At 46.0% G+C, this 14,020-nt stretch carries 12 protein-coding genes; 4 read left to right on the forward strand and 8 right to left on the reverse strand.

Annotation, left to right across the window (positions count from 1 at the left end):
• Positions 1 to 17 precede the first annotated feature (17 nt).
• From FKN16_RS22235 to pilM, 4 genes are read right to left on the reverse strand one after another with little or no spacing between them, the layout of a single operon-like run.
• A complete protein-coding gene (locus tag FKN16_RS22235; protein WP_170903550.1) occupies positions 18 to 533 on the reverse strand; it encodes a pilus assembly protein PilP in 516 nt (171 codons plus the stop codon).
• Positions 523 to 1,116, reverse strand: a complete 594-nt coding sequence (gene pilO / locus FKN16_RS22240; RefSeq protein WP_012841351.1) for a type 4a pilus biogenesis protein PilO — start codon at positions 1,114 to 1,116, stop codon at positions 523 to 525. Before pilO ends, FKN16_RS22235 begins: the two co-directional genes overlap by 11 nt.
• A complete protein-coding gene (locus tag FKN16_RS22245) occupies positions 1,109 to 1,684 on the reverse strand; it encodes a PilN domain-containing protein (protein WP_005395717.1) in 576 nt (191 codons plus the stop codon). Before FKN16_RS22245 ends, pilO begins: the two co-directional genes overlap by 8 nt.
• A complete protein-coding gene (gene pilM / locus FKN16_RS22250; protein ID WP_170903551.1) occupies positions 1,668 to 2,684 on the reverse strand; it encodes a type IV pilus assembly protein PilM in 1,017 nt (338 codons plus the stop codon). The genes FKN16_RS22245 and pilM overlap by 17 nt, the downstream gene beginning before the upstream one ends.
• 143 nt (positions 2,685 to 2,827) lie before the next feature.
• Between pilM and FKN16_RS22255 the strand changes: the two genes are divergently transcribed.
• The gene (locus FKN16_RS22255; RefSeq protein WP_161444903.1) at positions 2,828 to 5,389 is read left to right on the forward strand and encodes a PBP1A family penicillin-binding protein; all 2,562 of its coding nucleotides are present in this window, start codon (positions 2,828 to 2,830) and stop codon (positions 5,387 to 5,389) included.
• A 51-nt stretch (positions 5,390 to 5,440) separates the two neighbouring features.
• Here FKN16_RS22255 and oxyR read toward each other — a convergent pair whose 3' ends face one another.
• Positions 5,441 to 6,352 (reverse strand): DNA-binding transcriptional regulator OxyR, encoded by a 912-nt coding sequence (gene oxyR, locus FKN16_RS22260; RefSeq protein WP_005395720.1) that lies wholly within the window; start codon positions 6,350 to 6,352, stop codon positions 5,441 to 5,443.
• Positions 6,353 to 6,522: 170 nt separating this feature from the next.
• Between oxyR and FKN16_RS22265 the strand changes: the two genes are divergently transcribed.
• The 3 genes from FKN16_RS22265 to FKN16_RS22275 all read left to right on the forward strand — a co-directional run bounded on the left by FKN16_RS22265 (position 6,523) and on the right by FKN16_RS22275 (position 9,576).
• Positions 6,523 to 7,251, forward strand: a complete 729-nt coding sequence (locus FKN16_RS22265; RefSeq protein ID WP_005395721.1) for a redoxin family protein — start codon at positions 6,523 to 6,525, stop codon at positions 7,249 to 7,251.
• Between the two features lie 192 nt (positions 7,252 to 7,443).
• Positions 7,444 to 8,916 (forward strand): dihydrolipoyl dehydrogenase, encoded by a 1,473-nt coding sequence (locus tag FKN16_RS22270; protein WP_170903552.1) that lies wholly within the window; start codon positions 7,444 to 7,446, stop codon positions 8,914 to 8,916.
• Positions 8,917 to 9,306: 390 nt separating this feature from the next.
• Positions 9,307 to 9,576, forward strand: a complete 270-nt coding sequence (locus FKN16_RS22275; protein WP_012841349.1) for a DUF3624 domain-containing protein — start codon at positions 9,307 to 9,309, stop codon at positions 9,574 to 9,576.
• A 206-nt stretch (positions 9,577 to 9,782) separates the two neighbouring features.
• Here the strand turns inward: FKN16_RS22275 and argH are convergent, their stop codons facing one another.
• The 3 genes from argH to argB form a co-directional block, all read right to left on the reverse strand.
• A complete protein-coding gene (gene argH, locus FKN16_RS22280) occupies positions 9,783 to 11,657 on the reverse strand; it encodes an argininosuccinate lyase (RefSeq protein WP_006742774.1) in 1,875 nt (624 codons plus the stop codon).
• Positions 11,658 to 11,910: 253 nt separating this feature from the next.
• Positions 11,911 to 13,125: an argininosuccinate synthase gene (locus tag FKN16_RS22285; protein WP_005381332.1), complete on the reverse strand. Its 1,215-nt coding sequence runs from the start codon at positions 13,123 to 13,125 to the stop codon at positions 11,911 to 11,913.
• An 84-nt stretch (positions 13,126 to 13,209) separates the two neighbouring features.
• The gene (gene argB, locus FKN16_RS22290) at positions 13,210 to 14,001 is read right to left on the reverse strand and encodes an acetylglutamate kinase (protein ID WP_170903553.1); all 792 of its coding nucleotides are present in this window, start codon (positions 13,999 to 14,001) and stop codon (positions 13,210 to 13,212) included.
• Positions 14,002 to 14,020: the final 19 nt, after the last annotated feature.

Here is a 14,020-nt window from a genome sequence, read left to right on the forward strand (position 1 = left end):
ATCAAAAATAAATGGGGCTATCTCAAAGCCAACTTAACTTTACGCTTCTGCCAACACCCTAAGCCGTCGGGCAACGTTTCATTAATTAACAAATAGGAATGGCTGACTTGGGTCACTTTGCCATTGTTGCGTCCGAGGTATTGCCCCGGCTTCACTTTATAAACGGTGCCATTGGGTGCCTGAACGAGACCAGAAACCGTATTACCCATGCCCATAACTCCTTTCAAACGTAATTGGCTTAATGGGAATTTTTCTAATTTGCCAGTGCGCCTTCTTGAAGGCGGTTGCCAGCAATCTTTTCTTGCAACGGGCTGAGTGGCGATCGTGGCTTCTTTTGGTAACTCAAAGGGCGCACGCTGTACTTCAGGTGCGTACGTGACGGCAACATACTTATCTGCAGGCTTAAGTTTCTCGACATCTCGACGCGCCTGACTCTCCACCCCTCGAATAAAATCCGTTAATGACTCATCATTCGCCTGACATCCAAGTAGAAGAGACCCCATCAGCACCAACAACGAATGCTTACTTGTCATTGTTCGTCTCCTCTGGCTTAAACTGATAGGTATTGGCTCGTACCCTAAAGTGCAGAGTTTCACTTTCTTGGCTGACACGCTGCCAAGTCACATCTTTAAACGTGATGATTCGAGGTAGCGTTGCTATCGCCTGAGAAAAATGTCCAATGTCATGAAAATCCCCCGTTAACTCAATGTTTAAAGGAAGACGATAGAGGAAATGCTCTGATTGCTTTTCACCCCAGTCGATACGGGTAAAGGTCAACTTATTGTCGATACCGAGTTCATTCACCGAAGCGAGCATCGTAGCCAACTCTTTTTGCGCGGGCAGTTGTTGTAGCAATAACTCGTAACGCGTGGTGAGTTCATCCAATTGAGATTGAAGCTGAGGCAATGCAGCTACTTTGTTCGCTTTGATCTTCAGTGCTACCTTGAGCGTCTGCTCCTGCTGGACCAAGTTATTCAATTGCTCTTCTTTTGGCTTAAGGTAAAACCAATAGCCAAAACCTTGAATGAGGAAAATCAGCAGCGCGATAACCACAAGCTGAGGCAACAATGGCCACTCTGCCATTTCATCTATTTCGAGATCCTGCCAATCAACCATGCTGGGCCTCCGCTTTTTTCTCCGGCACTTTGAACATGAAAGACACTTTGAACGTTTGGAACTCTTTTCCAAAACGCGCTTTTCCGTGAACGATGGAGTGCATTTCTACATCATTCAACTTGGCCGAACGCTCCATGTTGTCCAGCATCGTGGCAAGTTTTGGAGTGCTATCAGAGATCCCTGAGATCTCAATTTCCAGATCATTCATTTTGATCTTGTCGACATATACACCTTCAGGAATGACGGCTGGCATCAAGTTCATAAACTCGGTCGTTTTGTTTCTACCGTTTTGTAACCCTTCAACCACTTTTAAACGTTCGAGGATTTTGCTGTGCTCTTGCTCGGCGATTTTCATTGCTTCAATACGCTGGTCAAGCTCAGCAATGTAGTGAGTGAGGTAATCAAGCCGCTCCTGCTGCTGGTCTTGTTGGTACTCAAAAAACTTTCCAATACCCCATTGAATACCAATGGCGACCAACATGCCTAACGCGACCAAGCTAATGAAACGACGTCGGTGCTCTTCTCTTTGGTTCTCTCGCCAAGGAAGTAAATTAATGCGATAAAGCACGCGCACCTCCTAGCCAATGAATGCCACGAATCGCGAGTCCTGCGGCTGTAGAGAAATGCTGCCAATCCGCGGCACGACGTTTACGTTTGGACACCTTCATTTCAAATAGCCCTAGCGGGTTTAGCAATTCACACTCTAATGACAGTTGCTGAGATAGCTCTTCCGCAAGCATTGGTGTCGAAGCTCCTTCCCCTGATAACCAGATACCTTTGATATTTTGCGAGCCATTAATTGAGGTGTAGAGCTGCATCTGACGTTTCACCCGTTCCACGATTTGGCGATTAAACAGCTCTGTTTTCTCCTGAGCATCATCGGACATCAAATCATCTTGAACAGGGCTGTTTGCTCCTCGAGTGCCGCAAGCAAACTCTTTGTGAAACAGCTCACCTTGTTCGGTAAACATGGTAAAGGAGCTCGATGAGGTGCCAATATCGAGTAAGCAGTACTTATTTTTGTCAGGAAAGCGATCGGCGGTGAGCTTCCAGATATGACCAAGACTTTGTGAATGCACGTCCACTAAAACGGGTTTTAGTCCGGATTTTTGTAATGCATCCACGCGACTATCGACCACATCTTTTCTTGTCGCAAACACTTGATAGTTATCAGTCCCACGCAACCCATCTTCGGCACGAAGACAGACGAAGTCTAAACTCAGCTCTTCGACAGGGAATGGCGATTGATGAGAAAATGCCTGAATCACAGCAAACTCAACTTCGCTATCTTCAAGGTTTTGTTCTATTTGCAGCTTTTTACTGATCACCGAATTATCAGGCACTGAAATTGCGACCTTTTTAGCACCAAAAGGCAGTTCTTTTTTAATCAGCTTTAGGGTCTTTACAATTTCTTGATGATTTATAGTGTTATTTTCAGCGACAATACCTTCCTTTAGTAATATTTCTTTGTAACCCAACAGAGCGTAATTGTTGCCTGTGGGTTTAAGTACTACGGCTTTGAGGCTGTTATGGCCTATATCGATGCCGGTAACGATTAGCTTATCCATCTCTTACTCTCGCTCCGAAATTTCTTCGTGCAAAGGTTGTTATTAGCACCCAAATAAGAGTTAATATCTCTATGTGCTAAATTTTTGACCTAAGAGTACAAGGGTTTGCCGTTACACAGCCTCAACCAATCAGGGATTCTCCGGTGAAGTTCATAAAGCGTTTATTATTTTTAACATTGATTTGCATAATTCTTGGAGTCACCACAATATTTGGCTTCTATCAGTACGTGAAGCCTGAATTGCCAGATGTTGCAACTCTAAAAGACGTTGAATTACAAACACCTATGCAGGTGTTTAGTCAAGACGGGAAGCTGATCGCACAGTTCGGTGAAAAGCGTCGTATTCCTGTTACTTATGATGAAATTCCTCAAGACTTAATTCATGCGCTAATCGCAACCGAAGATAGCCGTTTTTACGAACACCCGGGTATCGATCCTATCGGCATCACTCGTGCAGCCGTTGTAGTTGCGATTTCAGGTTCCGCTAAGCAGGGCGCAAGTACCATTACGCAACAGCTAGCGCGTAACTTCTTCTTATCTAATGAGAAGAAGATCATGCGTAAGATTAAAGAAATTTTCATTGCTATCCACATTGAGCAGCTTCTGAGTAAGCAAGAAATCATGGAACTTTATGTCAATAAAATCTTCCTTGGTTACCGCTCATATGGTTTTGGTGCGGCCGCTCAAGTTTACTTTGGTAAGAGCCTTGATGAATTGACGTTAAGCGAACTTGCGACACTCGCAGGGATGCCAAAAGCGCCATCAACGATGAACCCAATTTACTCTCTTGAGCGTGCGACAAAACGCCGTAACGTCGTGTTAATGCGAATGCTTGATGAAAAATACATCACGCAAGAACAGTATGACGAAGCACGCAACGAACCTATCGTGGCACGTTACCACAGTGCTGAAATTGAACTTTCAGCTCCTTATGTGGCGGAACTAGCTCGTGCATGGGCCGTGAAAGAGTACGGTGAAGAAGAAGCCTATACCTCTGGCTTGAATATCTACATGACGGTGGACTCTAAACTGCAAGATGCCGCGAATACATCCGTGGTAAATAATCTGCTGTCATACGATGAACGTCACGGCTACCGCGGTGCGGAAAAAGTGCTTTGGAAAGAAGGTGAAACCGCTTGGAACAGCGAGCAAATAGAAAAGCATCTTAAGAAGCAACCAACTTATGGTGACCTTTATCCTGCCGTCGTGACAAAAGTCGATGATAAGACTGCACAAGTTTGGGTTAAAAACCATGAAGAGCAGACCATTCCTTGGACTGGAATGCATTGGGCACGTAAATACATCACCGAAAACCGCCAAGGCTCAACACCAAAATCAGCGCATGATGTGCTAGCGACGGGTCAACAAGTTTGGGTTCGCGAAGTGAGCGAAGCCAATGAAGATGACAACACGACACAAAGCTGGAAACTGAGCCAAGTGCCAACAGCGAACACCGCGTTTGTCGCGATGAACCCGGAAAATGGTGCGATATTGTCGTTAGTGGGTGGCTTTAACTTTGTTCATAGTAAGTTTAACCGTGCCACTATGTCAGTGCGTCAGGTTGGCTCAAGTATCAAACCATTTATCTACTCAGCCGCAATTGACAAGGGACTTACCCTGGCCACTCTGATCAACGATGCGCCAATTAACAAATGGGACGCAGGTTCTGGTTCGGCTTGGCGACCTAAAAACTCACCACCAACCTATGGCGGTCCAACTCGCCTTCGCCTCGGATTAGCTCAGTCAAAGAACGTGATGGCAGTGCGTACGCTGCGTGAAGTAGGCCTTGATGAAACTCGTCAGTACCTTACTCGTTTTGGTTTTGATATTAACCAAGTACCACGTTCAGAGACCATCGCGCTCGGTGCTGGTAGCTTAACACCAATGAAAGTAGCACAAGGCTACTCTGTATTTGCGAACGGAGGTTATTACGTCGAACCGTTCTACGTAGAACGCGTGGAAGATGCATTCGGTGAAGTGCTGTTTAAAGCGAATCCAAAGAGCGTTTGTCATAAGGATTGCCCACAAATGAGCGCTCAGCCAGACAATCGCTATGCCGATGAGTTTGGCGAACAAGACGTCGCGATTGATGGTTTGGCAACAGACAACGCACTGGAAAATGATGAACCTCAATATGCTCCACAAGTTATCTCTGAGCAAAACGCATTCTTGATGCGTGAGATGATGTACAGCAACATTTGGGGTGGTGGTAACTGGCGTGAAGGTACGGGGTGGAACGGTACTGGCTGGCGTGCACAAAAACTGGGGCGTCGTGATATCGGTGGTAAAACGGGTACAACGAATGACTCCAAAGATGCTTGGTACAACGGCTATGGTCCTGGTGTTGTTGCCATTGCTTGGGTTGGTTTTGATGATCACTCACGCGCCCTTGGTCGCACAACGGTTAATAGCAACCTAGGCAAAGGCCAAATTTCTGGTGCTGAATCGGGTGCGAAAACCGCAGAACCCGCTTGGATTGACTTTATGCGCGTTGCACTAGAAGAAACACCTGAGCAAGGTAAAAATATTCCAGATAACATCATTCGTGTTCGTATTGATCGCAACACTGGCATGCTAACGCACAAAGTAGACAGCACTTCGATGTTCGAATACTTTGAAAAAGGCACTGAGCCTACCGAATACGCTGGCGACCGTTTGGAAGACAGTATTTATTCTTCCGGCTCTGGCGCAGAAGAGCTGTTCTAAATCACTAAAGCAAAAGGGAGAGCATTCGCTCTCCCTTTTTTATATCGGCTTTTACGCCGCGGCGTTCAATGAAGGATAAGAAGCCAATACTTCTTTAATCTTCGCCGCCAAAGCTTCAAACCTTGCACGCAGTGGTGAACCCGGGCGATATACAAGGACTATATTGCGCGAAGGCGTAGGGTTAACGGCTGGTACATAGCACACGCCATCTTTTTGCTTCTCATTGGGGATAGAAAGCTGAGGCAATAACGTAATCCCAGCACCAGCAGCGACCATATTGCGCAGTGTCTCCAAACTGGTTGCCTTAAAGCGTTCATCGTCTTTCGCTCCGGCAGCAAAACAGAAACCTAACGCTTGATCACGCAGACAGTGACCGTCTCCTAGCGCTAAAACGGTTTTACCATTCAGCTCCAACATATCAACATGGTCGAGAGAGGCCCACTCATGATCACATGGCACCGCAACACTTAACGGCTCGTTATACACTTCGATTTCTTTAAAAGGTGCCGTTTCATCAACCGAAGCCAAGACTAAGCAGTCCAATTTACCTTCTTCTAATTGACGCACCAACTGATGTGTTTGAGCTTCGTGCAGGAACAGCTCCAGTTCAGGAAATGCTTCTTTTATCTGCGGCAGAATTTTGGGTAGTAGATACGGACCTACCGTCGGGATGAAACCAATATGCATCGGCCCAGTCATTGCTCCGCTCTGACCACTCGCCATATCTTTAAAAGTTTTCACTTCACTTAAGATACGCTTAGCTTGCTCCACCAACTGCAACCCTGAATCGGTAAACAAAACGCGACGGCTGCTTCTCTCTAAGAGAGTGGTACCGAGTTCATCCTCTAGCTTACGAATTTGTCCACTCAATGTTGGCTGGCTAACAAAACATGCTTCTGCCGCTTTGCGAAAGTGCTTATGTTCCGCAAGTGCAACTAAGTACTCAAAATCTCGAATATTCATAACTCACAATTCGCTTCTTTTAACAATAGCTAATACCTATCAAAACCATAACACCAAACGATTAGAGCTATCAAAGGATTTTTACAATAATGGGCTCAACAGAACGAAACAGAGCAAAGAAAAACGCTAAGCTCTATACGCATAATTTAAAATAGTTAAAGGAAATCATTATGTTTGTATCTAAAGAAGGTCAACAAGTCCCTCAAGTTACTTTTCCAGTTCGTCAAGGTGACTCTTGGATGAATGTAACGACTGATGAGCTATTTAAAGGTAAGACCGTTATCGTATTTAGCTTACCGGGTGCATTTACTCCAACCTGTTCATCAAGCCATCTACCTCGTTACAACGAATTGTTCCCTGTATTTAAAGAGCACGGAGTGGATGAGATTATTTGTGTCTCGGTCAATGATACGTTCGTGATGAATGCATGGAAACAAGACCAAGAAGCAGAAAACATTACCTTCATCCCGGATGGTAATGGTGAATTCACCGATGGCATGGGTATGTTAGTGGATAAAAACGACATCGGCTTTGGTAAACGTTCATGGCGTTACAGCATGCTAGTAAAAGATGGCGTAGTGGAAAAAATGTTCATTGAGCCAAACGAACCAGGCGACCCATTCAAAGTGTCAGACGCAGACACCATGCTGAACTACATTGCGCCAGACTACAAAACGCAAGAGTCCATCACGGTATTCACTAAGCCAGGCTGCCCTTTCTGTATGAAAGCGAAACAAAACCTGATTGACCACGGTCTTCAATATGAAGAAGTGATTCTGGGTAAAGACGCAACGACAGTTAGTCTACGAGCTATATCTGGTCGCACGACTGTTCCACAAGTCTTTATCGGTGGCAAACACATCGGCGGTAGCGAAGAGCTAGAAGCGTATCTAGGCTAAGCTGTCCATAGCCTACACCCTCGGTCTCCGGTGCCTTTGGCTCGGAGGCCAACCCTAACTCACTTCTTCTACTAGTCTAGATAAGTAGTCGTCTACCGATAAGGTGACTCCTTATACAGATTCAACGACCCAATTCACTCTCCAAGCTCAATGTAGCTAGCTTGGCTTAAAAACAAACAGCGAGAGTTCACGATGAAACAAGTTAATGTCGACGTAGCGATTATTGGTGGTGGTACTGCTGGTCTTGGCGCTTATCGAGCAGCAAAAGCTCATACTAATAGCGTAGTAATGATTGAAGGCGGCCCTTACGGAACAACCTGTGCTCGCGTCGGTTGCATGCCCTCTAAGCTGTTGATTGCGGCCGCAGAAAGTGTCCACCAAATCGAAAAAGCGCCTGGATTTGGGATCCATCCGCAAGGTGAAATACGCATTAACGGACAAGAAGTCATGGATCGTGTAAAACGCGAACGTGATCGTTTTGTTGGCTTTGTGCTTGAAAGCGTCGATGATATTCCCGCTGAAGACAAACTCTCGGGCTACGCGAAGTTTGCCGATAATCATACACTTATCATAGATGACCATACTCAGGTCACCGCAAAACGGATTGTGATCGCGACGGGCTCTCGTCCTGCCTATCCAGCAGCTTGGAATGAGTTGGGTGACCGTCTCGTAATGAATGATGATGTCTTTGATTGGGGTGATTTGCCTGAGTCCATTGCGGTATTTGGCCCCGGAGTGATCGGACTTGAACTCGGTCAAGCATTGCACCGCCTAGGGGTGAAAGTGAGGCTCTTTGGTCTTGGTGGTCAAGTTGGTCCACTGACAGATCCAGAGGTGATGGCTTATGCCGATAAAACTTTTAAAGAAGAGTTCTATCTTGATGCCGATGTAAAAGTAGAAAGCATGAAGCGCATACCATCATCGAATGCAGCAGGCGCTGACAAAGTTGAGATCCAATTCATTAACCACGACGGTGAATTAGAAACCTTTATTGTTGATTACGTTTTAGCAGCCACTGGACGACGTCCTAACGTAGATAAGCTAGCGATCGAGAACACTAATGTGTCATTAGATGAACGCGGTGTACCAACCGCAGATCACTACACATTGCAAACCTCCGTAGAGAGTATTTTTATTGCGGGTGATGCAAGTAACCAAGTTCCATTGCTGCACGAAGCCGCTGACCAAGGCCGCATTGCTGGTGACAATGCTGGTCGTTTCCCGGATATTCGTGCAGGTCTGCGTCGTTCGCCAATTTCAGCTGTATTTTCCGATCCGCAAATAGCTATGGTCGGTGAAACTTTCAAACAACTGGAAACTCGCTTAGGAAGCTGTGGTTGTTTTGTTACTGGTGAAGTCTCGTTTGAGAATCAAGGACGTTCGCGTGTCATGCTACGAAACAAAGGGATGTTACATGTCTATGGCGAGCAAGGTACTGGACGCTTTTTAGGTGCAGAGATGATGGGGCCTAACGCAGAACACCTCGCGCATCTTTTGGCTTGGGCACACCAAAATAGAATGACGGTTTCTGAGATGCTAGATATGCCCTTCTATCATCCAGTGATCGAAGAGGGTGTCCGCACCGCTCTACGTGATTTGAATGCAAAACTACACTTAGGGCCAGAAATGGTGAAACATTGCCTTGACTGTGGGCCTGGTTGCTAACGCTTTCATGCTCAATCGAGCCAGTCTTTACATACCAAACAAAACAGAAAGCCTCGTGATTAACGAGGCTTTCTGTTGACTACTTTGAGGCGATTACATAAGTACTACACAGCCATCATTGCGTAACGACTTACCATGATGATCGCGACTACACCGATCGTAAAAAAGCCACCAGCGATACTCAGCGCAAATTTCAATTCTGTCGACATGATTATTTTTCCTATTAAAGACTGACAGCGCACCATACATCAATCACGTGCCACATAAGATCTACAAAGCTAACTTTCCATTTTTGGTGGTGTTCCTGCGCTCTAAGCTGCGACAAAAAACGCTTTCTCTCTTTGTGTTAGGTATATAATCTGAAGCAACACTGATGCCTTGGAAAACACTATGACTTGTCGCCGTTGCGAGGAACATTGGTTTTGGAAAAAGCTTGGGCGTTGCCAACGATGCTTGGATCAGTTAACGGTGCTTTCGGTACTGTGCTGGATTGTGTGGTGGTTTGCGTTCAAAGATGATCCACAAAGCATCGAGTCGATCGCTTTGATCTTTGCTGGTTTCGCTTTCAATATTTTATTGTTTTTGCACTTATGGATGCGTTTTGTCATCTTGCCGTGGCAACGTCGGCGAGGACGAAAAGAGACGGATAAAAAAGAGTAAAGTGGCAGATAGAAAAAAGCCCCAAAACCAATATCAGTTCTGGGGCTCTCTTAGATTCTTCTAAGAAAAAGCAGTGGTACTTTAATAGACCGAGCTTCCTCTCAAAGGTTCCAAATTTTTTCGATTTTTTTAGCAAATACTGATGTAAGTGAATCAGAAAATAACTATGTCATTGAATGCTAATAAAATCACTCCGAAATTTCAGCTCATGCCACATGCGATTTTTGGATCACTTGCTCCATTAAATTGATCTCTAGCGCCACTTCATCACACGCGTGCTGACGTGGACACTGATCGCAATCTTTCAAGACTTTTTCTGGCAACAGCGACTTCGATGTTGGTAAGAAGCTCTGCTTCATAAAGAACTCTGGCGTTCGAGTGAGGACAAAGACCTTCTTTATCGCCATTTGACGTGCTTTCTCAACCAAGTGATTTACGATTGCACTGCCCTGCCCTTGACCTTGCCAGCCTGCTTCGATACCAAGAGAGCGTATTTCAGCCAACCCTGAGTCATACACATATAGAGAAGCGCAACCTGTCACTTCACCATGATGCTCTGCCACCGCGAAGGAGCCAATATCTCTCACGAGCTCATTACGAGAGCGGGGTAGATTCTCACCGAGGTTCGCCCAATAAGCCACCATGCCCTCTAGTGTTTCAATGTCCGTCAAACGTGCAGGACGCACTTTCACTGCCGAGCTGTCACGCTGGCTCAGACGTTTATCCGCTTGCTCTACCGCATAAGCGACTTGGTGAGGCGAAACGCCACCCAGCGCACAACGTTTTTCCAAACAAGACTCTATTGTCAGAATGTCATACACATCATCTTCAATCACCTCAGAGAAGGTTTTTAGCTCTTGCAGAGACAATTCTTCCAGCGCACAGCCTTTATCAATTGCCCCTACCACCGCTACGCCCACAATATGGTGCGCCTCACGGAATGGGATGCCTTTCGCCACTAAGTAATCAGCTAACTCAGTCGCGTTCGCATACCCTTGCTTCGCAGCTTCAAGCGTACGCTCACCATTCACTTTAATGCCATCAAAACACAGCGCTGCCATTTCCATGCAATCATTCCATGTATCTAACGCATCAAACAACCCTTCTTTATCTTCTTGCATGTCTTTGTTGTACGCCAATGGTAGGGCTTTCACTGTCATCATCATGCTCGATAATGCGCCATAGACACGCCCTGTCTTACCACGGATCAACTCAAGTGCATCCGGATTTTTCTTCTGTGGCATCAATGACGAACCAGACGTCACCGTATCCGCTAACTCAATAAAGTTAGACTCCCCTGAGTTGTAGAAGATCATATCTTCTGCAAGACGAGAAAGGTGCAACATAGAAATCGAGGCCACCGACATCAGTTCCATCACATGATCACGATCCGAAACCGAATCGAGTGAATTACGCGTAGCGCGGTGGAAACCAAGGTTATGAGCTAATTGTTCACGATCAATCGGATAAGCCGTGCCAGCTAAAGCACCCGAGCCAAGTGGACAAGTGTCGAGACGCTGTAAGGCATCATTCAGACGAGAGTAGTCACGCTCGAACATTTCAACATAAGCCAAACACCAGTGAGCAAAGGTGACAGGTTGAGCGCGCTGAAGATGAGTATAGCCAGGCAATACAGTGCCTTGGTGCTGCTTAGCAACATGAACCATTTGTGCTTGCAGACGATCTAAAGCAATCAACAGTTGCTGGCCTTGCTGACGACACCAAAGTTTTAGGTCTGTCGCTACTTGGTCATTACGAGAACGCCCAGTGTGGAGCTTTTTACCTAAATCTCCCACTTTACTAATCAGCTGCTGTTCAACCCAAGAGTGGATATCTTCTGCATCTGAACGAAGAATTTGATGAGGATCTTCCATCACTTCTAACTTCAGCTCGTTTAAAGCAAGTTCCAGCTTTTGCTGTTCTTCTGCCGATAGAACATCTACAGAAAGCAGAGCTTTAGACCATGCGATTGAACCTACGATGTCTTGCTCAGCCAATCGGTAGTCAAAACGCAACGAATCGTTAAACTCTTTAAATCTAGTGTCTGCCGCTTGGGTAAATCTTCCGCCCCATAATGCCATTGCGTTTCTCCTGATGACTATTGCTTACTCTAACGTTCTCGAATGAGTAGTAACCAATTTGATGGTCATTTGCTCACTTTTTCTTATGGGTCAACGTTACGGCAATTTCGACAAAAAATAAAGTATAAATTCAATATTTTTACATATATATTCAAAAGGAATGTATTTGCATCTTTGTGCTCATAGACTTAAGCCAACAAAAAAGACCTGCTATCCAATAGCAGGTCTTTACTCAATCCGAGATGTGGAGAGATTATTTCTTCTGGCTGTTCAACGCACGGATACGGCTTGATAGCGAGTAAAGACGGATGAAACCACCCGCATGGCTTTGGTCGTAAACCTCATCTTCACCAAAAGTCGCGAACTCTTCTGAGTACAAGCTGTTGTCAGAACGTTTTTGCGTTACCGTGGCTTGGCCTTTGTAGAGCTTAACAACCACTTCACCATTCACGTCTTGCGCTAGCTCTTCTGAAGCGGCAAGGATCGACTTACATAGCGGCGTAAACCAACGACCATCGTACACAAGGTGAGACGCTTTTAGCCCCAGCTCTTCACGGAATTCGAATGATGATTTGTCTAGCACGAGCTGTTCAACGGCACGCAGCGCTTCCATCATGATGGTGCCTCCCGGTGTTTCATAACAACCACGAGACTTCATTCCAACAAGACGGTTTTCAACGATATCGATACGACCAACACCGTGCTTCGCACCTTTTTCGTTTAGATAAACCAACGCGTTGTATGGTGTCATCACTTCGCCATCAACTTCGACCACCTCACCTTTTTCTACTTTCAGCGTGACGTATTCCGCTTCGTTTGGTGCTTGCTCTGGGTCTACAGTCCATACCCAGCAATCTTCGTTTGGTGCGTTCCACGTATCTTCTAGGACGCCACCTTCAGTAGAAATGTGCCATGCGTTTGCATCACGTGAGTAGATCTTAGTAAGAGACGCTGAACAAGGAATGTTACGCTCAGCTAGGTAATCTAAACATTCTTCACGGCTCACTAGGTCCCATTCACGCCAAGGGGCAATCACTTGTAGATCTGGTGCTAGTGCTGCGAATGCACCTTCGAAACGTACTTGGTCGTTACCTTTACCTGTACAGCCATGACACAATGCGTCCGCGCCCACTTTACGTGCGACTTCAACCTGTGCTTTAGCAATAATTGGACGCGCCATTGATGTACCCAGCAGGTACTTACCTTCGTAGTACGCGCCGGTTTTTAGCGTTGGGTAAATGTAATCCGCCACCATCTCTTCTTTCAGATCAGCGATGTAACACTCAGAAGCACCTGAAGCTTTTGCTTTCGCTTCAATACCTTCTAGCTCTTCTGCGCCTTGACCAACATCGGCAACGAAAGCCACTACTTCACAATCGTAGTTCTCTTTTAGCCACGGGATAATTACTGAGGTATCTAGACCGCCTGAGTATGCGACTACCACTTTATTTACGTTCACTTTGCTCATCTTTCTTCTCCAAACTTAACTGGCGCTGCGCTCGGCGGTCAGTGCCAACTACTACTTCCTAATATTGAATTCTTTTGCTGATGCTTATTGAGGCAAAAATTGCGTTCCAATACTTTCACCAGCGAATAGCTGTACTAATTTTTCTGGGTAACGCCAGGTGGCGACTTCGATAGGACGACCAAGATCATTGGCCGCCTCCAAAGCAGCTTTAACTTTGACGATCATGCCGTCTGTGATCACCTGCCCTTTGATCAATGCATCGGCTTCTTGCTCAGATAGCGTTTTGATCAAATGCCCTTTGCCATCGAGTACGCCACTCACATCTGACAACAGGACTAATTCAGCATCGAGAGCACCTGCCACCGCGACTGCGGCTTGGTCAGCATTCACATTCATCATCTGGCCATCTGTGGTTAAGCCAATTGAACTGATGATCGGCAGTGCGCCTGTGTTTAGTACCGCTTGTAATAGCGTTGAATCACCCGGTGATGCTTTACCTACCGCGCCGAGTTCTGGGTCAAGTTCTTCAACAAGACACAAACCACCATCCGCAAGGCTAAGACCCACAGCGTTAAGACCGTCCGCAATCGCTTGACCTTGAAGCAACTTGTTTGCGGTACCTGCAAGCGCGCCTGCAATCAACGGAATTTGATCGTAAGGCGTTACGCGTAAACCGTTTTTCTTTACGGTTTCAAGCTGAAGCTTTGCCATCAACTCATCAACTAGGTAGCCACCGCCATGAACGATGGCGATTTGTCGCTGTGCCGATTTTTGGTAAGCCGCAATGGCACCAAACAGTTGACTTAAGGTTTGAGTGCAAGATAGAGCTGCACCGCCTAGCTTAATGACTAAAGGAGCTTGATTGGTTTGCGTCATCGCATTTCCCTCTTTCAAC

The sequence above is a fragment of the Vibrio sp. 11-4(1) genome (assembly GCF_013048625.1).
In the GTDB taxonomy this organism is placed as follows: domain Bacteria; phylum Pseudomonadota; class Gammaproteobacteria; order Enterobacterales; family Vibrionaceae; genus Vibrio; species Vibrio diabolicus.